Source organism: Ruegeria sp. AH7 (genome assembly GCF_056541325.1).
The window spans coordinates 334,674-353,520 of sequence record NZ_JBQFYF010000004.1; the positions used below are offsets into that span (position 1 = coordinate 334,674).

At 57.2% G+C, this 18,847-nt stretch carries 16 protein-coding genes; 5 read left to right on the plus strand and 11 right to left on the minus strand.

Going from position 1 to position 18,847, the window contains the following annotated elements; all coding sequences use genetic code 11:
- Window positions 1–15: 15 nt before the first annotated feature.
- From ACR0JX_RS12065 to ACR0JX_RS12075, 3 genes are all read right to left on the minus strand, one after another.
- Window positions 16–864 carry a carbohydrate ABC transporter permease gene (locus ACR0JX_RS12065; protein WP_480544035.1) on the minus strand — a complete coding sequence of 283 codons (849 nt, stop codon included), beginning with the start codon at window positions 862–864 and terminating at the stop codon, window positions 16–18.
- A 1-nt stretch (window position 865) separates the two neighbouring features.
- The gene (locus tag ACR0JX_RS12070; RefSeq protein WP_480544036.1) at window positions 866–1,792 is read right to left on the minus strand and encodes a carbohydrate ABC transporter permease; all 927 of its coding nucleotides are present in this window, start codon (window positions 1,790–1,792) and stop codon (window positions 866–868) included.
- A gap of 94 nt (window positions 1,793–1,886) precedes the next feature.
- Complete coding sequence (locus tag ACR0JX_RS12075) at window positions 1,887–3,146, minus strand: ABC transporter substrate-binding protein (protein WP_170534866.1); 1,260 nt, start codon at window positions 3,144–3,146, stop codon at window positions 1,887–1,889.
- A 140-nt stretch (window positions 3,147–3,286) separates the two neighbouring features.
- Here ACR0JX_RS12075 and ACR0JX_RS12080 point away from each other — a divergent pair, with 140 nt between their 5' ends.
- The 4 genes from ACR0JX_RS12080 to ACR0JX_RS12095 all read left to right on the plus strand — a co-directional run bounded on the left by ACR0JX_RS12080 (window position 3,287) and on the right by ACR0JX_RS12095 (window position 8,452).
- Window positions 3,287–4,093: an IclR family transcriptional regulator gene (locus ACR0JX_RS12080; RefSeq protein ID WP_480544037.1), complete on the plus strand. Its 807-nt coding sequence runs from the start codon at window positions 3,287–3,289 to the stop codon at window positions 4,091–4,093.
- Entirely contained in the window at window positions 4,090–5,148 is a 1,059-nt protein-coding gene (locus ACR0JX_RS12085) for an ABC transporter ATP-binding protein (protein WP_480544038.1), read from the plus strand. Before ACR0JX_RS12080 ends, ACR0JX_RS12085 begins: the two co-directional genes overlap by 4 nt.
- A gap of 231 nt (window positions 5,149–5,379) precedes the next feature.
- A complete protein-coding gene (locus ACR0JX_RS12090) occupies window positions 5,380–7,593 on the plus strand; it encodes an NADP-dependent isocitrate dehydrogenase (RefSeq protein WP_480544039.1) in 2,214 nt (737 codons plus the stop codon).
- Window positions 7,594–7,723: 130 nt separating this feature from the next.
- Window positions 7,724–8,452 carry a formyltransferase family protein gene (locus tag ACR0JX_RS12095; protein ID WP_480544040.1) on the plus strand — a complete coding sequence of 243 codons (729 nt, stop codon included), beginning with the start codon at window positions 7,724–7,726 and terminating at the stop codon, window positions 8,450–8,452.
- On the opposite strand, the gene ACR0JX_RS12100 is transcribed toward ACR0JX_RS12095, so the two are convergent.
- Window positions 8,449–9,522 carry an alginate O-acetyltransferase AlgX-related protein gene (locus ACR0JX_RS12100; protein WP_480544041.1) on the minus strand — a complete coding sequence of 358 codons (1,074 nt, stop codon included), beginning with the start codon at window positions 9,520–9,522 and terminating at the stop codon, window positions 8,449–8,451. The genes ACR0JX_RS12095 and ACR0JX_RS12100 overlap by 4 nt on opposite strands.
- 164 nt (window positions 9,523–9,686) lie before the next feature.
- Window positions 9,687–10,109 carry a GtrA family protein gene (locus ACR0JX_RS12105; protein WP_480544042.1) on the minus strand — a complete coding sequence of 141 codons (423 nt, stop codon included), beginning with the start codon at window positions 10,107–10,109 and terminating at the stop codon, window positions 9,687–9,689.
- A gap of 247 nt (window positions 10,110–10,356) precedes the next feature.
- Between ACR0JX_RS12105 and ACR0JX_RS12110 the strand changes: the two genes are divergently transcribed.
- Window positions 10,357–11,784, plus strand: coding sequence for a pectate lyase family protein (locus ACR0JX_RS12110; RefSeq protein ID WP_480544043.1), 1,428 nt, complete (start codon window positions 10,357–10,359; stop codon window positions 11,782–11,784).
- Window positions 11,785–11,882: 98 nt separating this feature from the next.
- Here ACR0JX_RS12110 and asnB read toward each other — a convergent pair whose 3' ends face one another.
- The 6 genes from asnB to ACR0JX_RS12140 are packed head-to-tail and all read right to left on the minus strand — an operon-like array spanning window position 11,883 to window position 18,374.
- Window positions 11,883–13,817 (minus strand): asparagine synthase (glutamine-hydrolyzing), encoded by a 1,935-nt coding sequence (asnB, locus tag ACR0JX_RS12115; RefSeq protein ID WP_480544044.1) that lies wholly within the window; start codon window positions 13,815–13,817, stop codon window positions 11,883–11,885.
- 12 nt (window positions 13,818–13,829) lie between these two features.
- A complete protein-coding gene (locus ACR0JX_RS12120) occupies window positions 13,830–14,951 on the minus strand; it encodes a glycosyltransferase (RefSeq protein WP_480544045.1) in 1,122 nt (373 codons plus the stop codon).
- Complete coding sequence (locus ACR0JX_RS12125) at window positions 14,952–16,130, minus strand: DegT/DnrJ/EryC1/StrS family aminotransferase (protein WP_480544046.1); 1,179 nt, start codon at window positions 16,128–16,130, stop codon at window positions 14,952–14,954.
- 14 nt (window positions 16,131–16,144) lie between these two features.
- The gene (locus tag ACR0JX_RS12130; RefSeq protein WP_480544047.1) at window positions 16,145–16,840 is read right to left on the minus strand and encodes a PIG-L deacetylase family protein; all 696 of its coding nucleotides are present in this window, start codon (window positions 16,838–16,840) and stop codon (window positions 16,145–16,147) included.
- Window positions 16,837–17,751 carry a methionyl-tRNA formyltransferase gene (locus tag ACR0JX_RS12135; RefSeq protein WP_480544048.1) on the minus strand — a complete coding sequence of 305 codons (915 nt, stop codon included), beginning with the start codon at window positions 17,749–17,751 and terminating at the stop codon, window positions 16,837–16,839. Before ACR0JX_RS12135 ends, ACR0JX_RS12130 begins: the two co-directional genes overlap by 4 nt.
- Entirely contained in the window at window positions 17,748–18,374 is a 627-nt protein-coding gene (locus ACR0JX_RS12140) for a sugar transferase (protein ID WP_480544049.1), read from the minus strand. The genes ACR0JX_RS12135 and ACR0JX_RS12140 overlap by 4 nt, the downstream gene beginning before the upstream one ends.
- Window positions 18,375–18,847 lie beyond the last annotated feature (473 nt).

Consider the following 18,847-nt stretch of genomic DNA (forward strand, 5'->3'; position numbering starts at 1 on the left):
ACCTTTGGTTTGACGTTATTTTACGGCACCGAGGGTCAAACCCGCGATGAAGTGTTTCTGCATTAGAAAGAACATGGCCACCGGCGGCAGGGCCGCTACGATAGAACCGGCACTCATCAATTGATAGGCGGCGCGGAATTGCGCGTTGAAACTGGTGATGCCTGCGGTGACAGGTTGGCTTTCTGCCCCTTGGGTCAGCACGACAGCCCAGAAGTAATCGTTCCAGATGAAGGTGAAAATCAGCACGCTAAGCGCGGCAATTGCAGGCTTCATCAGCGGCAGCACAACGTACCAGAAAATGCGCCATTCGCTGATGCCCTCGACCCGTGCGGCCTCGATCAGTTCAAAGGGCAGGGCGCGGATGAAGTTGCGCATAAAGAGGGTACAGAACCCGGTCTGGAAGGCGATGTGGAAAAGCACAAGCCCGGTTTTTGTGTTGTAGAGACCCAGCTCCAGCGTCAGGTCGCGCACAGGTACCATCAGAATCTGGAAGGGCACGAAGTTGCCCGCAACAAACATGAAGAAAATCCAGAGGTTCGATTTGAACTTGTAGATCCCCAGCGCAAAGCCGGTCATGCTACTGAGCGCCACGCACCCGATCACCGTTGGCACCGTGATCAGGAATGAGTTCATCAGATAGCGCGGCATATCCGAGTTGAAGAAAACCTGCCCGTAGTTGAACGCGCCTTCAAAGCTGGAGGGCATACCCCAGTAGTTTGCGTTGGTGAAATCCGCGGCGGGTTTGACCGAGAACAGAGCAACTGCCAGCAGCGGCCCTAGCCACAGTAGCAACGCCAATGGCAACATGGCCTGATAGGTGATCTGCGTCGCGCGGGGTTGTTTTTCGATGGGTTTGGGAAACATTTCAGTGCCCCTTTTCTTCGCGGTACATCGACCACAGGAAGTAGGCGATGAAGCAGAGCATGATCAAGAACAGGATCACCGCGATGGCAGCGCCATACCCCATGCGGAAACCGTATTCCGACAGGGCGACCTCGAACATATAATAGGCCAGCACGCGGGACGACCCGAACGGACCGCCCTGGGTCATGATCGAGATCAGGTCGAAAGACCGCAATGCTCCAATGATGGTGACGACGAATGCAATAAATGTCGCCGGGCGCAGTTGCGGCAGAATGATGTGCCACAGCATGCGCCAGCCTTTGGCACCGTCTAGACGTCCGGCTTCGATCTGTTCAGGGTCGACGGCATTCAGGCCGGTCAGGTAGAGGATCATACAATATGCGGTCTGGGGCCAAAGGCCTGCAAAGATGATGCCATAGGTCACGAACCTCTCATCGCCCAGCACGTTGAGAGGGCCCATGCCAAAGAAGCCTAGAAACTCGTTCAACAAGCCGAATGTCGGGTCGTAGAACCATGTGAAAACAAGGCCAACGACAACCTGCGAGATAACGAAAGGAAAGAAAAACAATGACTTGTACAGTCGGATGCCCCAGACTGTCTGGTTCAGAAACAGCGCAATGAACAGGCCCGCCGGGATCGCAGCCAGATAGAGGATTAGCCAGATCAGGTTGTTCTTCAGTGAGATGTAAAACGCATCCCGATCAACCCATTCCCAATACAGGTCCTCGTAGTTGCGAAAGCCGACATATTCGGCCGCGCCCAAACCGTCCCATTCATAAAGCGACAGGTTGAAGGACTGAAAGACCGGGATGATCACATAGACCATAAAGAACAACAGACCCGGGGCCAGAAACAGCCACGGCGCGATGCGCTGTTGGTTGCGGTGGAACCAGCTTTCCTGCTCTGGGGCGTCTGCGGCGATGGTCATGTCGGCATTCCGGGCTTGGTGAGGTGAAGGCGGGCCGACGCCCGCCTTGCGATAGCATTTTGGGTAGGCCGGGCTTCAGCCCGGCCTGATCCGTTTAGTTGTCGTAGATGCGCTGGCGCGCTCGTTCCAGTTTAGCCAGAACACGGTCAGCATCGTCCGGCTTGACCATGAACTCCTGGAAACCTTCCATCGACACTTTGGCCATTTCCGCAGGCGCGTCACGATCCCAGAACTGAGCAACGCCGCCTGGGCTGTTCGAAGACAGCATGGTGAAGCCCTGCTGCAGGAACTTGTCGTCATCCACCGAGGATTGCGCATTCACAGGCAGCTGACCCAGGTTTGCACCATTGTTGATTTCGGTCTGCTCATCCGCCGAAACAACGAAGCGCAGGAACTCGCGCGCGGCTTCCTTGTTCGAGGCGTTGGCCGGAATGTGGAAGGTGTCGGTCGGTGCGTCTTCTGCCAATTCGACATCGGGGTTGATGGCAACGAACTGATAGAAGTCCAGTTGATCATCGGTCAGGCCAGCCTCGCGCAGCGGTGCTACGGCAAAGTTGCCCATCAGGTAAGCAGTGGCTTCGCCGTTGACCATGAAGGGCAGGGCCTCTTGCCAGCTATAGGTCTGGTGATTGTCGATGAAGGCACCCATGTCGATCAACTGCTTCCAGTTGGCGAAGGTCTGCTTGACCCGGTCGTCTTCCCAGCTGATTTCGCCATTGGCCAGCTGATTGTGGAAGTCATAGCCATTGGTGCGCATGTTCAGGTAGTCGAACCAACCACCGGCGGTCCACAGGAACTTGGTGCCAATGGTATAGCAGGCACGGCCGGAGTCGACGATCTTCTGGCAGTTCGCCAGTTCTTCTTCCCAAGTGGTCGGCTCGCTCAGGCCCAGCTCATCAAAGATATCTTTGCGGTAGTAAACACCCCACTGGTAGTAGGTATAGGGTACGCCCCATTGCTTGCCATCGATGGTCATCGCGCCTTTGGTCGAGGCAAGGTTATCAGCAATTTCAGGCTCGGCCCAAAGGTCCGAGACGTCTTCGAACAGACCAGCTTCGACATAAGGCTTCATGCGGTTGGCCGCGTACCATGTTGCCACATCAGGCGTGTCCGCCGTCAGGAAGTTGCGGATCTGGGTCTTGTAGGCTTCGCGGTCGATCACGGTGGTCTCGATCTCAAGCCCCGGGTGCTCGGCCGCAAACCGCTCGATCATCGCCTCCATCGTCGCACGGGGCGCCGGGTTCGATGTATCGAGGAAAATCCGCAGCTCGCCGGTCAGCTCGGCCGCTACGGGCGCAGCAAGTGCCACACTAGCCGCTAGAGCAGCCGCAGTGCGCTTGAACATGGAATGCATGGTTTCCTCCCTTAAGCTTCCATTTTGGTTTCATATATTGAAACCTAGTTTTATATATTGAAAACTACACATCGACTCGGCTAGTCTTGTCAAGACCCTCGTGAGGATGGAGAGGGTCAAACGGAGGAGATCTCGCACCCGTGGCAGGTGACGGAACAATAGGCAAAGCATGTGATGTGCTGGATCAGGTGGCGTCGTTCGAACGCCCGGTTCGGTTTGCGGAACTGCTGGACCGCAGCGATTTCCCCAAGGCGACGCTGTACAGGTTTCTGCAAAGCCTGACCAATCAGGGCATGCTTTCCTACGACCCGGATCGGCAGACCTATACGCCCGGTTTGCGGTTGGTGCGTCTGGCCCATGTGGCCTGGACGCAAAGCTCTTTGGCCCCAATCGCGCGGCCATTCCTGGATTCTCTGAGCCGGGAAACAGGCGAGACAGTACATCTGGCACAGCTCGATTCCAGCCAGGTTTTGTATGTCGACAAACGCAACGCCGCGCAGCCGGTCGAGATGTATTCGCAGGCCGGCAAAGTCGGACCAGCCTATTGCACCGGCGTCGGCAAAGCGATGATGGCCTTTCTAGGAGAAGAAGCGCTGAACAAGGCGGTGTCGCAGCAAAGCTACCACCGTTTCACCGACAAGACGTTGACGTCAGAGCAGGCCCTGCGCGCTGATCTCGACCGTATTCGCGCGCGCGGTTTTGCCGTGGATGACGAAGAGCATGAGCCTGGCATCATCTGTATCGCTTGCCCGATTCTCACGACCGGTGGGCGGATGTTGGGTGCGATTTCTGTGACAGGCTCAACCGACCGAATGAATTTCGAACAATTGGAAGCCTGGGTTCCCCGGGTTCGGCGCGTTGCCGAACAGATCGGGGCCGAGGCACAGGCGTGGCGGTTCCCCGAGACCCGCCCGAACACTCTGGACGACAGGATGCAAGGGACATGACAGGTGTAACTCTGAACCAAGCGATCAAACGATATGGCCAGACTCAGGTCATTCACGGCATTGATCTGCAGATCGAAGATGGAGAGTTCTGTGTGTTTGTCGGCCCCTCGGGCTGTGGCAAGTCCACTTTGTTGCGGATGATTGCGGGGCTTGAAGAAACGTCCGAAGGTCAAATCCATATCGGTGCGCGTGAGGTGACCCATGTGGATCCGGCCAAGCGCGGCGTGGCAATGGTGTTTCAAACCTATGCGCTTTACCCGCACATGACCGTGGCCGAGAATATGGGGTTTGGCCTGCGCATGAACGGTGTGGCCAAGGGTGAGATCGACAAGAAGGTTCAGGAAGCCTCGAACATCCTGAAGCTGGATCAATACCTGAAACGCAAACCCAAGGCCCTGTCCGGCGGTCAGCGTCAGCGCGTGGCCATCGGACGCGCGATCGTGCGCGGCCCCGAGGTGTTTCTGTTTGACGAACCACTCTCAAACCTAGACGCCGAATTGCGGGTTGAGATGCGCGTGGAAATTGCCCGTCTGCATCAGGAAATCGGGGCCACGATGATCTATGTGACCCATGATCAGGTCGAAGCGATGACCATGGCCGACAAGATTGTCGTGCTACGAGACGGACGGGTCGAACAGGTGGGTGCCCCGATGGACCTGTACCGCGATCCTGACAACCGCTTTGTTGCCGGGTTCATCGGATCGCCCGCGATGAACTTTCTAGAATGTGACTACTCCGATGGTCATGTGACGCATCCCGCGTTGAGCCGACCTTTGCCGGTTTCAGCCAACGTTCCCGCTGGCCTGAACAAGGTGACATTGGGTATGCGGCCTGAACATATCCAGATCGACCGTTCCGCCGAAACCTGTACGGTTGATCTGACCGAGGCGCTGGGTGGGGTCTCCTATTCCTATTTGCTGACGCCAAATGGCGACAAACTGATCGTCGAAGAACGCGACGATCAGCGCAGCTCCAACGGTGAGCGGATCGGCATCACGGTCGATCCCGACCGGGTTATGGTGTTTGATCCTGAGACGGGGCTTCGGTTTAGGTAAGCAGCGGGCCCGTTGCTTGCATCCGACGTCCTTCGCGACCTGATCCTGCCACCCGTGGCAAATCGCGCGTCCTTGAGTGATTGATTCCCATGACAACCTGATTTAAGGGAGGCCCTGTCAAATCAGAGTCACCCAGGGGCAATAGCATTGATCTGCCTCTCTCTCGCCGCGATGATGTGGCCACAACTCTTGGATCGCACGCCCCGAAAGGCTTAAAAAAGGTAAAAGAATATGGCAGATAAATCGAACTTCGACATATTGTATACCATTGTAGACGAAGCGCCCGAACTGGCCAGCGCGTCGTTTCTGCCCATCATTCGCAAGTTCGCCTCGGCGGCGGGTGTCAGTGTGGGAACCAAGGATATTTCGCTGGCAGGTCGTATTCTGGCGACCTTCCCCGAGAACCTGACAGACGCGCAGCGCATCACCGATGATTTGGCCGCTTTGGGCGAGCTGGTGAAGACGCCGGATGCCAATGTGATCAAACTGCCGAACATCTCGGCCTCGGTGCCCCAGCTGGTTGCGGCCATCGAAGAGTTGCAATCGCAAGGCTATGACATTCCGAACTACCCCGAAGAACCCTCAACCGACGAAGAAAAGGCGATCCGTGCGCGCTATGATGCCATCAAGGGCTCGGCGGTGAACCCGGTTCTGCGTGAAGGCAACAGCGACCGCCGTGCGGCGCGGGCGGTGAAGAATTACGCCCAGAAGAACCCGCATTCGATGGGTGATTGGTCCTCGGACAGCAAAACCAAAGTGTCGTCCATGCCGGGCAACGACTTTTACGCAAACGAGAAATCGGCGACCATCACGGCGGCTCAGGCCGGCGATGCGAAGATCGAATTTGTCGGCAGGGATGGCAGCGTGACCGTTCTGAAAGACGGCTGGCCGCTCGCTGAGGGCACCGTGGCCGACGCGACCTTCATGTCGGTCAAGGCGCTGTCTGCGTTCCTGGCGGACGCGATCGAGGACACCAAAAAAGACGGCACCATGTTCTCGCTGCATATGAAGGCCACCATGATGAAGGTCAGTGACCCGATCATCTTTGGCTATGCGGTCAAGGCGTGGCTGGCCCCGGTGTTCGAGAAGTTCGGCGCCGAGCTGGACGAACTGGGCGTGAACCCGAACTCAGGCCTTGGTGATCTGCTGGAGCGTGTTCAGGGCAATGCCGACATCATGGCCGCCATTGACTCGATCAAGGGCGACCGCCCGTCCATGTATATGGTCGACAGCGACAAAGGCATCACCAACTTGCACGTCCCGTCGGACGTGATCATCGACGCCTCGATGCCCGCCGTGATCCGCGCGGGCGGCAAGGGCTGGGACGAGACCGGTGCCAAGGGCGACACCAACTGCGTGATCCCCGACCGCTGCTATGCGCCGGTTTATGATGAATCGATCAAGTTCTTCAAAGCCAATGGTGCGCTGAACCCAGCAACTGCCGGAGCCGTGGCCAATGTTGGCCTGATGGCTCAGAAAGCCGAGGAATATGGCTCGCACCCGACCACGTTCCAGGCCCCTGCCGACGGCACTATCCGTATCGTTCTGGCTAATGGCGAGATGCTGCATTCGCACGACGTCGAGCAGGGCGATATCTGGCGGTCTTGCACAGTCAAGAAGGCCCCCATTGAAAACTGGATCCAGCTGGCCATGGACCGTCAGCGCCTGACGGAGTCCGAAGCCATTTTCTGGCTGGACGCCAACCGCGCCCACGACGCCGAGCTGATCAAATACGTCGAACCCGCGCTTGAGGCGGCAGGCGTTGCCGACAAGTTCCAGATCATGGCCCCGCGAGAAGCGACCCGTCAGTCGCTGGAGACGATTACTGCGGGCAAAGACTCGATTGCTATTACCGGGAACGTGCTGCGCGACTACCTGACTGACCTGTTTCCGATCCTGGAACTGGGCACCTCGGCCAAGATGCTGTCCATTGTCAAGCTGATGAATGGCGGCGGTCTGTTCGAAACAGGCGCCGGCGGCTCGGCCCCGAAACACGTGCAACAGTTGGTTGAGGAAAACCACCTGCGCTGGGATTCCATGGGTGAATTCTGCGCCTTGGGTGAATCGCTAAACTTCCTGGCTGATAGCAAAGGCAACGCCAAGGCCGGCGTGTTGGGCGCAGCGACCGAGGCTGCAACCCAGGGTATTCTGGACAACAACAAGTCGCCCAGCCGCAAAGTTGGCCAGCCTGACAACCGCGACAGCCATTACTGGTTCGCCCGCTATTGGGCCGAAGCGCTGGCAGCGCAAAGTGACGATGCCGATCTGGCCGCAGAATTTGCACCGGTTGCCAGAGAACTGGCGGCCAAGGAAGAGCAGATTCTGGCCGAACTGGCAGCGGCCCAAGGTGCTGCGGCTGATCTGGGTGGGTATTATCACACCGACCCGGCAAAGGCGGCAACTGTAATGCGCCCCAGCGCCACGCTGAACGCTATCATTGACTAAACAAACAGGCCCGCGCCAAACCGGTGCGGGCCTTTCCAAACCTGCCCTAGAGCAGGCGATTTTTGTATGTCATAGTCCCGACCAACAAGACCCCAACAAAGGCGGGGCGTGATTTGGACGCGTGGACGTGATGACGAACGAAACTCAGCAAAAGACCCATACCAATGGCGCCAAAGTCCTGTTCTTTGGCCGCGAGAATTGTGAAGGCACCCAAAAGGCGCTGGAATTTCTGAACTTTGCAGGCTTTGACGTCAGCTATGTTGAATCCAAAGGTCTGGGGCAGGGCCTGCCGACCTGGGTGCGTGACTGGCGGGGTGAGTATATCTTTTGTTTTCGCAGCTACTTTATTCTGGATCAGGCGATGATCGAGGCGGCCTCGGTCGCTGCGATAAACTTCCATCCGGGCCCGCCGGAATACCCCGGCAGCGGTTGTATCAACTTCGCGCTGTATGAAGGGGCGGATCAGTATGGTGTGACGGCCCATCTGATCAACACCAAGGTCGATAACGGTACGATCATAAAAGCGTTGCGGTTTCCGTTATTGCCAAAGGATGGGCTGCGATCTGTTCTGGCGCGTACGCATCTCTATCTCTACCACCTGCTGCAAGAGGTGATTGGTGGGGTCGCAGCCGGTGGCGAAACTTACCTCGCGGATCAGATCAAAGCCTCGGTCAACGAAGCCTGGCGCGGTGAGGCGCGCAGGATGAAAGAGCTTTCAGCCATGCAGCAATTGCCGGTGGATATTGACGCCGAGGAGTTCGAGCGCCGCCTGCATTCTATGCATCTGCCGGAATACCCGCTGCATATCGTTTTGCATGGGCGCAAATTTGCGCTGCAGGGTGAAGCTGATGAGGCCTAAGGGCAGGCGACATTGGCTGGATCGACATGCATGCGATCCACAAATTCAGCATCCGGGGTAAACGCGGCAACGTTGCTGTCCTGAAGGAATTGGGCTACCAGATTTGCCACTGCAAAACTGCCAATTTCCCGCAGATGGTGGTCCGGTGTGCCGTACAGCTCTGCTGTAGGTAGGTTCAGATCTTCGGATATCTCTATAAGGCCCGGTTTCAGGTTCAGATAGGCAAATCCGTTCTGTTCAGCCGCCTCCGCTATCAGGTGACGCACCGCGTCAGAATAGCCAACCGGGTCATCCCGGAAGGTGATTGTATCCTTGCCCAGGAATTCCGAGATATCGGGCAGTGAAAATACAATCAACTCTGCGCCTTGATCTGCGACGGACTGCGAAAGGTCCGCAAGGGATTGAAGCAAAAGCGTCTCTTCCATCTCGTTCGGTACCGACGGGTACAGGTTCTGATCAAACAGCGCGTTTTTGAAACTCAGTACCAGTTTGCCGACGTATAGCTTTGCAAAGGCCCGCTTCAGTCTCTGTGTAGCCGTCGGCTCACGCGAGATCGGCTTTGGGTTTTGCTGCCACTTTTGGAACCGTATGTTGTCGACCAGATCATTGCGATTGAAGATGAACAATAGCACCGTTTCATGCTGTATTTGGCTTTTGAACTCATCATAGGTCAGCGCGTGTTGCAGCGTGCCGTGGCCGCCGGTGCCCAGATTGACAAAATGTGTATCTGCAGACCATTCGGACAATAGGGCAGGGATGGTTTCCGTCTCGTCAGATAAGCTGCCGCGAATGAAGGAATCCCCAAGCACGATCACACGCTCTTGCCCATCACCTGGGTCGAACACACCGCGAAAGCCCTGTTCGTTGATCTTGACGAATGTGGCGATTTCGTTGCGGAACTCAAAATAGGACTGGTTGGGCGTTTCGCGTGAGTACACCACCGGATGCGGGATCAGACGCTTTGGCCCACCTGTGCAGAAATAATTCTCGTCATTGACCAGAGGAACATTTGCCAGATCGCGGCTGACATGCGGTTGAAAACCCAAGGGGTCAAAAATGCGCAGTGCCACTTCAAGCACCGCCAGACTGATCAGCGTACTAAGGCAAATGAGGAAGAAGTTTTTAAGCACGAACGGGTTTCCCCAACTGATTAATTTAGTTCAACTGACAAACGGCGTATTCAAGTGGATTAAGCGTACTCGCGTGGCAATATCTGAGTTTTATAGTGGTGTGACTATTTCTGCAAAATCTTTCTCGAAATCAGAAAGTTGATCGTCATCCCGGCAAGTGTCGCAATCGCCAGCGCGATGATTGGATAGGTATTCGCAAATTCTGAGATATAGAGCACGACAAAGAACGTGGTGAAGTTGGTGATCAGGCCCAACTGCATGCCGCCCAGATAGCTGAGAAATTCGATGAAACTGGGTGGGGTTTGGGTTTTAAACGTGAACGTCCGGTTCAAATACCAGGTGAAGGTCACAGACGTCAGGATGGACATGCAGCGCGACAAAAACGTGCCAGCGCCAAGCGTATCCAAAGCCGTAAACACCCCTGCGTCTACGACGAAGGCCAGTGACCCTACGATCGCGAAGGTCAGCATATGCCGGTAGGTCTCATTCGAAATCACGTGCTGGCTCCGCCCAAAATTCTTGTCCATATCCTGCACCGATACGAGGTGAAAGGGAAAGCCCGGAATCCTCGAACTTGCGTCCTGGTTGGTTTGGAAACGCAGTGAGTTCAAAGCGAGGGGGCGGGAGTTTCTCAATCCGATCAATTCTTTGCTGGAAAGTGCCGATGTAATAGGTTTGGGGTGTTAAACCTGACAAGCTACGCTAGGGTCTGTTCCGGAGGGTTGAACAATCCTTTGTGTTTCATATTTCGGTTTCGACATGATTAGGTCCAGCATGCATATTTTCCGCAGTTTCCACCTTAAGTTTCTGAGTTTGCTTGTAGTGATATTGCCGATTGCACCCGGCGCGATAGCAGATGATGCCGACAAGGGGCAGATCGCGTTTCCCGGTGCCATCGGATACGGAAAATACGCCAACGGATGGCGCGGCGGCAGCGTGTACTACGTGACCACTTTGGCCGACTCCGGACGCGGCAGCCTGAGGGAATGCGTGCAGCATCCCGGTGTCGGGCGTGTCTGTGTGTTTGCTGTCTCTGGCACCATCGTTGTCGACAAACAACTCCGTGTTTCGCCGAATACCTATATTGCCGGGCAAACTGCGCCAGGACGGGGGATACAGCTGCGCGTTGGGAACGTGCAGTCATCACCGTTGATGGTGTACGATTCACATAATGTCTTGCTGCGTTTCATGAAATTCCGTCCGGGCCCGAGCAAGAAACCCTCTCCGAGTGTTGACGGGCTGGGCATTGAAAGCAGCACGGATGTTTATGTTGACCATGTCTCGGTCGCGTTTGGCGTTGATGAGAACCTCGGGATCGGCAGCGAACGCTATGCCAGCCATGATATCACCATCGCCAACACCATCCTGGCCTATGGTCTGGACAAATCGAGCCATACAGAGCGGCGCCATTCGAAAGGCGCCTTGATTTGTTCCAAGGATGGGGCCGTCTCAGACTGTGGGCGGGTCACCCTTACGGGGAACCTGTTTGCCCATAACCGCGACCGCAATCCAGATGTATCTTCAACCGCTCTGGGTCCGGTCGATATCGTAAACAACGTGTTTTATGATGCCTCCTCGCAATTTGGCGAGTTTCGGAACCTCTACGGCGACACGTGGATCAACTATGTGGGCAACGTGATCCTGCCCGGACCGAGCACGCGAAACCGCCCGCGCCCCGCTGCGATTGAAGTGTTTCCGGTTGAGCCAAACAACAAGCTTGAGGTTTTTGCCGACGATAACCTCTATCTGGACAATCGACTGGACATCCTGTGTGACAGGTCAAAACAGGGTCGTGTGGTGGATGTCGCGGCCCGACCCAATGTTGTCTCAAACCCCGCGTTCCCGTTGTCGGTCACTCCCGAACCTGTCTCGGGTGTTTTGGAACATGTGTTGAGCAATGTTGGCGCGCGTTCGGGGCCGGATCGGGAATTGGACAGTCTGGACCAGTCGATCATTGAAAACGTCCGGGGCTGTGACGGGCAAAGGATCGATCACCCGGATGAGGCCGGAGGCTGGCCAGACCTGCCCGAGGTATCCGCACTTAATGACCGTGATCTGGACGGGTTGCCGGATGACTGGGAAGAGGCTCGCGAAGGTTTGGATCCGGATGACCGCAGTGACGGCTGGAAAGACCGCGATGGTGATGGCTGGTCAAATCTTGAGGAATATCTGAGCGTTCTGGCAGGCGACCCGCTGCCTTGAAGCCCTTCCAGTTCATATTGAATCACCAATACCCTGCCGCGCTTCGCGGTCTCGGGACATTGGTGATAACGTGATGCTTCAAAAAAAATGGAAGTGCCTTAGGCCATCCATTCCTGCTGCCAAAAATGGTACATCAGCACCACCCACAAATGCGGGCCCCAGTTGCGGCTGCCTGACAGATGCTCGGACCAGCGTTTTTTCAGCTGCGCCCGGTCCACCGCATCGAAAGTACCATTGTTTGACGCAAAGACATCATTGGCAACGGATTTCAACGGCCCCCGCAGCCAATCGTTAAGCGGGATGCCAAAGCCCTGTTTTGGCCGGTCATACAACGCTTTCGGCACACGTTTGTCCAACAGACGGCGCAGGGCGACTTTGCCTGATTTACCGTCATATCGGAGCGTATCCGGCGCGCGCCACGCGGCCTCTACTACGCGGTAGTCCAACAGGGGTGCACGGATCTCAAGCCCGACCGACATCGAGGCACGGTCGGCTTTGACCAGAATGCTTTCGGGCAAGTAGAGCTCGGAATCCAGCAGCATCATTGTATCCACCGGGCCGAGCCCATGCGGCAACGCATATGATCGGAACAGGCCCTGATCGGATGTAGATGGAGGCGTCCACAGGGTAAACAGTGCATCATACCGGCTGCGGAAGTCCCGATGGCGGGCAATCGCGGCGACTTTGGACAGGCGATCCGGCGTGATCTGATCCCGCATCGAGGCCGGGGCCAACGGTTTCAGAAGTGTCGCGGCTGCCTGCGTCACAGCCGCAGGTGAGGCCGCCAGAACCGAGGCTGCCGGACCGGGTAGTTTCGCACTGACCCGCTCCATCGCTATCATGCGGGCATAGCGTTCATAACCGCCGAACGACTCGTCTCCGCCGTCGCCTGACATTACCACTTTCAGCTTTTTGCTAGCCAGTTGCGACACCAGTAGCGTCGGGAAGGCAGACGGGTCGGCGAAGGGTTCGTCATAAACTTGCGGCAGCGTCTGCAGCAGATCAAACGCCATCTCGGGCGTCGCGGTGACCTCGTGATGGTCGGTGCCCAGATGTTTTGCGATAGCTGCTGCGTGATCAGCCTCGTTTGTCGCGTCATGGTCGAAACGAACGGTGAAGCTGGTGATTTTGCGCTCGGATTGCTGCTGCATCATCGCAGTGATCAGGCTGGAGTCGATACCGCCGGACAAAAACGTGCCAACGGTCACATCAGCCACCATACGCTCGCCTACTGCCGACATCAGAGCGTCTTCGATGCCTTCCAATGCTTGCGCCTCATCCGTGTATCGATTGGCCTGAGAGGTTTCGACCCGTTCCCGCAGGTCCCAGAACCTGTGCAGCCCTGTCACCAGATCCTCGGCCGAGGATGGGGGTGCATCCAGCTGAACCTCGACCATGGTGCCTGCGGGCAATTTCATCACGTCGCGGTAGATCGTCAGGGGTGCCGGGATAAAGGCATAACGCGCATATTGTTCCTGCGCGCGGCGGTCGACCTCGGGTGTTCCAAAAGCCGCATGGGCGCGCAGGGCTTTGAGTTCTGAGGCGAACAGCAGATGGCCGCCTTTCACACCCAGATAGAGCGGCTTCTTACCCAGCCGATCCCGCGCAAAGACAACCCGGTTTTGTTGCCGGTCGAACACCGCAAAGGCAAACATACCATGGGCCAGTTCCAGAGTTCTACGTATGCCCCACTGCTCCATCGAGGCCAGCAAAACTTCGGTGTCCGAGGTGCCCCGGAACGTAACGCCCAGATCAATCAGCTTCTGGCGCAGGTCGAGGAACCCATAGATTTCCCCATTGTATACAATGCAGTAGCGCCCGCTGGGCGAACTCATGGGTTGCGCGCCGGTCTCGGACAGGTCGACAATGGCCAGACGGCGATGCCCCAGGGCCACGCCCGTTTCAGGGTCTACGAACATGCCATCCGCGTCTGGGCCACGATGCGCGATGCTGTCACACATCTGCTTCAGCGCGGCTGTGCCCGCGTCACGACCGATTGGGTTGAATGCAAGATATCCCGCAATGCCGCACATGGCCCTGTTTTCCTATCCGGTATGCGGGGCGGTCGACGTCCCGGCCTTTGGTGTGGTGCCAAACAAAACCGCATCATAAGACGCAGCGATCGCGGCGAGAGAGTATTGAGAGGCGATGCGATCCCGGGCCGCCACACTGCGCTGTGCGTAAGTGTCGGCTCTCCAGTTCGCGGCATCTGTCAGGGCCTGTCCAAGCCCTTCGGCATCACGCGCGGCTACGACATAGCCTATATCACCTGTGATCTTTGCCGCGTCTCCGACGTCAGTGGTCACAACCGGGCGGCCATAGCTCATTGCTTCGGCTATGACATTCGGGAAACCTTCGGTGCGCGAGGACAGGACGAGAAGATCAATGCTGTTATAAAACGCGGTCATGTCGTGCAGATCGCCGCACAACGTTACGCTGTCTTCGGGTATACCCGCCTGGGCCATCAGCGCGCGTAGCGCTTCGTTCTCGCTGGTCACACCATCCCCGGCCAACCGCGCGGTCAGGTCTGGGATGGTTTGACGCGCGATGGCGAAAGCGCGGAAAAATGTCTCAAAATCCTTTTGTGGATGAAACCGGGCCGCCAGTCCAACCACGCGTGCGGGGCCAGGTCTGGGGGTCGGCGCGTCGGGCAAAAGAAAACCGTTCGGCACGACCGAGGCATTGCTTTGTGCAAATCCGTACTTGCCGTGTTGTTCCAACGCGCGGGTCGAGTTGTAGATGATCCCATCGCAATACCGTGACAGTTTTTGGGAAAGGCGCACGGCGATCCGGGTGCTGCGGGTAAAGGCCGCCGGGTCGTCCAAAGCCTGCCGAACGGTCCAGATCACCGGCACATGGCGCAGTGACAAAGCCTGCGCGATCAGGCCAACAACCATGGCGTGATACATCCAGCACAGCACCACATCGGGTTTGTTGGTCCGGATTAAACGCGCAATCTGCCAGATGGCGCGGGGAAAAGACAAAGGCGACCGGGCCCGCAGCGAGATATACTCGACCTTTTCATTACCTGCCATCGCGCGGCACCGATCTGACACTTCAGTCAGAGCCACCACAACTGCCCGTTCGCCGGAATTTGACAGTAACCGGGCGAGCATCGCTTGCGCTCCGCCCTGAGTCGAGAAATCAGTGACCACGTGCAGGATCATCTATCCGGCTTTCTGCCCTGCCAGGGCCTGATTGCCTACATCAACGATGACCTGTGCAATACGCGCGATGTCTTCTTGCGACCAGCCGGGATCAACCAGAAACGCCAGACTAGTCTCGCCCAGCTCGCGCGCAACCGGCAGGCGTTCAGCGGGGCCGAGCCCCTGTTTGCGGAACGTATCTTCAAGGTAGATTTCCGAACAACTGCCTGAGAAGGCGGGGAACCCCGCCTGCGAGATCTCGGCAATGATGCGGTCGCGCGACCAGCCCGCGGCCAGGGCCTGCGGGCGTACGAAGGCGTAGAACCGGTAGTAGGCATGGGTCACGTTGTCCGGTGGGTTTGGCACCATGAACGCGGGGCAGGTGGCCAAAGCTTCGCCCAGTATCCGGGCATTGGCCGTGCGATGGGCGCGCCAATCGTTCAGACGTTGCAATTGAACGCGGCCCAAAGCCGCCGATGGACCAGTCATACGCAGGTTTGTGCCGGGCCCGGAATCGTGCAACCAGCGGAACCCCGGGGGATGATCGGTGTTAAACACCGTATCGTAACCCTTGCCATGATCCTTGTAGCTCCAGACCCGAGACCAGAGTTCGCGGTCATTCGTGGTCAACAAACCACCTTCACCGCCCGTGGTCATGATCTTGTCTTGGCAGAACGAGAACGATCCGAACGTGCCGATGGTGCCCACGTGGCGGTCGCTGATCATCGCACCATGGGCCTGCGCGCAATCTTCGATCACCCATAGTTCATGCGCTCGCGCCAGATCCATGATCGCATCCATATCGCAAGGCCAGCCGCCCAGATGTACCGGTATGATCCCGCGCGTGCGCGACGTGATCATCGGCGCGATGGTTTCGGCGGTGATGTTCTGGGTCACCGGATCGACATCCGCGAAGACCGGTACTCCACCCTCCAGCATCACGGAACTGGCCGAGGCGATAAAACTGCGCGGGGTGACAATCACTTCGTCCCCGGGTTCAAGATCCAGCACGTGCAGGGCCGCGTCCAGCGTGACCGTGCCGTTGGCCATGGCAATGGCATGCGCAGAACCGGTATAGGCGCGATATTCATCTTCGAACGCGCGTACATCCGGTCCGGTCCAGGCGTTGACTTTGCCTGACGCCAGAACCCGGCTGACCGCATCTATCTGTTCCTGATCGTATATGGGCCAAGATGCCATTTCGAACTCTCCTGTCAGACCACAGTTCGGACCAGAACAAACCCCTCGGCCGCGTGCCGGTGGACGGTTGCACCGCGCAGGGTCGCCAACGCGCGCAAGCTCTCGACCGAGCGTTCGTGCGGGGCTTGCTTTGCCTGGCTTTCGAACATCGCAAAGGCCGTCAGCTTGCGTTCCAACGTGTCCGAGATATCGACAAAGATATTGGGCACAAAAGGCGGCGTCAGATACGGCGCGTTCCAATTGGTCTCGGACAATGTCTCATAGGCTGCGATAGTCGCCGGGTACTTGTCCTGATGCGGACGGCTCGCCACAAGGCTTGACAGAAATGTCAGCTGGTGATCCATGTGAATATCGCCCGGATGCGGCGCAAGGATCAGATCGGCTCCAAGATCACGCACCAGCTTGCCCAACGCGCCATTCAGATCCGAATGTGGCTGTTCTGATAGCTCGGCGGCGGTGAAATCCAGCCAATGGGTCTGCGTCACGCCCAGATAGTCATGGGATTTGCGCGCCTCGGCGCGGGTGATCTGGGTATCTTCATCCCGGAACTTCGGCGGCTTGGCACGGGTCACCACAACCACGTGCACTTCGCGGCCCGCATCGGCAAGCCGGGCGATAGTACCACCTGCGCCCAGCACCTCGTCATCGGGGTGAGGGGCGATGACCAGGGCAGGTCCGGCCCCGGTGCTGATGAGATCGGTGGTTATCATGACGTTTTTCCTAGTTTCGAATGTATGGCCGGGGGAATATCCGCCCCGGACCATTCCAGAATATCAAGGCTGCGCCCATCCCCGCAGGCGACGGTAAAGTTTTGGCCATCAATGTCCTGCACCTGACCGGGCAGGCCGATGTAGTACCCGTCAGGTTCCGAGAATTTGGCCTTTGTAATCACAATCTGCCGACCGTCCGAGCCCTGCGTGAACGCCCCCGGATAGGGCGGGCCCGAAGCACGAATCAGGCACTCGATCTCTTCAGCCGAACGCGTCCAGTCGATCAGGCCGTCTTCTGGCCGACGGCGTGCACAAATGCTGATCCCGGTGGTGGGTTGAGGTTCGCGCGGGATGTCTCCGACGGCGATCTGCTCAAGCAGTGGAGGCAGAAGTCCCGAGATGGCACGCAAAGAGCGATCATAAAGCTCGCGTGCGGTGACGCTGTTCGGATCAACGGCATAGCGCGCCTGAGCCGCAATGGGCCCATCATCCGCACCTTCGCCGAGCCAGAACAGGGACGATCCGACGTTTCGTTCTCGCAGCAACACAGTCCAGGGTATTACTCCACGTCCGCGCAGCTTCGGCAAGGCCGAGGGGTGAAAGCCGATGCACCCCAGCTTGGGGATGGCGCGAAAGGCCGGACCGCAGATTTGCGACCACCCGATGACCATAATCAGGTCGGGCTTCAGGGCCTCGATTTGTGCGATGGTCTCGGGTGCGTTGGTTTTCTCGATATACTCAACGGGCACGCCATAGCGATTGGCCACGACGCTGAGATCGACAAAATCGGAATGCCGATGCGACAGGTGAGGCGGCAATGTCATGACCAAATCGGGTGCATGCCCGGCGGCACAAATTGAGACCAACGCGGCGTGGGAGGTTTCGACAGCCCCGACAAATACTGTTTTCATGCGGGCGACCCCTGAAACGAAGATTTTTGTGGCGGATGTTGCTGCAACCAATCCGCGGCGGTCTTAATCCGGTCTGTGCGACGATTCTCGCCGCGCAGAGCAACACCGACGGTTTCTGACATGATCTGCAAATCCAACGCCAATGACCGATGTGCCACATACCACAGATCAAGGCTGAGCTTTTCGGAATTGCTGAGATTTGTGTTTCCACTCACTTGAGCCCAACCGGTCAGCCCGGGCCGAACCGAACAGCGGTACTGCCCTTCGGGCCCAAAGCTCTCGATGGTTTCGGGCAGTAAGGGGCGCGGACCTACCAGAGCCATGTGACCGCGCAGGATCAGCAGCAATTGCGGGATTTCATCCAGACGCAAGCGACGGATCAGGGCCGTCGCGCGGGTCTGTCTTTGATCATCTGGCAACAACGCGCCATCCGGGCCACGTGCTTCTGACATCGAGCGGAGTTTGAACAGATTGAATTCGCGCCCACCCAGACCACAGCGGCGCTGTGAAAACATCAATGGCAACCCGACAGAGGTTGCAACAATCAGACACGCGACAAGAAAGAAGGGCAGAGAGATAAGACCCAACAGGATGCAGAGCAGAATTTCGGGTACTCTATTCACAGTTCAATCCAACTCAGAACACACGCGGCGCGCCGCAACACTTGAAATCAACAAACAAATCACACGCCAGAGGCAATGACTAAATCGCCTGGGCAGAGACCGCCTCAATCTGTTCGAATTGGATGTGTTTTGCAAGAAGTCTGCGGCGCTTTGATCGAATCGCGCCGGTTGTGGAGAATGTTGGGAATATAACGCCGACATCGCAGCTGGTTTCGTCAACGGTTTGACTGCTAGTGGAGCATTGTTTCGGATTTGGGGCGAGGAATAGGATTGCCGCAACGATGGGCCGTTTCTCTTGTCACGCAATACAGGAGTGCTTAGCTTGATTGCGTGGGCTTGTGTAGGTTTGAACCGGGCCCGAAGATTTTTTGACGTACAGCTAATAAAGCTTGCGTTTCTTGTGTATCGAAGATCACAGAACCACCAGTTTGGTTTGTAGTACAGATCGTAGAGTTAGTGAGTTGGGAGACAGA